Annotated in this window: 1 protein-coding gene; it reads right to left on the bottom strand. The window is 72.5% G+C overall.

The window, feature by feature from the left end; translation table 11 throughout:
* A partial coding sequence (locus AB1460_RS38005; RefSeq protein ID WP_368967441.1) for an acyl carrier protein occupies positions 1–726 on the bottom strand: 726 nt, incomplete at both ends.

Here is a 726-nt window from a genome sequence, read left to right as displayed (position 1 = left end):
GGGCATACGACGTCCCCGCGTGATCCGGATCCGGGTGGTAGAGCTCCTCCACATTCCAGCCACGATCCGTCGGGAAACCGCCGATGGCGTCGCGGCCATCGGACAACAACTCCCACAGCCCCTCGGGGGAATCCACGCCGCCGGGCAGTCGCATGCCCATACCGACGATCACGATCGGGTCGTCCGTGGTCGTCACCAGGGCGGATACCGCCGTCGGCGCGGCCGCCGGCACCGTGCCGGACACCTCGGCCAGCAGGAACTCGGCGAGGCGCTGCGCGTTCGGATAGTCGAAGACGAGGGTCGCCGGCAGCCGCAGGCCGGTCACCGCCGCGAGCCGGTTCCGCAGCTCCACCGCCGTCAACGAGTCGAAACCCAGATCCCTGAACGCCCGATCCGCCGGAACGTCCAACGCCGACCCGTGACCGAGCACCCCGGCCACCTCGGACCGCACCAGCTCGACAACCACCCGCTCCTGATCCGCGGCGGGCAGGCCGACCAGGCTCCGCGCGAGACCGCCGGACCCGGCGGAACCGGCGGCCTGGCCGGCATCCGCCTCGGTGGCCAGGGCGACCGCTTCCGGCAGGTCGGCGAACAGCGGACGGGGACGGGCCGCGGTGAACACCGGCAGGAACACATCCCACCGCACATCCGCCACCGTCACCACGTCGTCGCCGGCACCCACCGCCTGCACCAGCGCCGCAACCGCCTGCCCCGGCTCCAGACCGA

The organism is Parafrankia sp. FMc2 (assembly GCF_041008525.1).
Classification (GTDB): Bacteria; Actinomycetota; Actinomycetes; order Frankiales; family Frankiaceae; genus Parafrankia.
The sequence above is the reverse complement of the archived record's forward strand: the minus strand, read 5'-3'. Positions and strand labels throughout refer to the sequence as shown.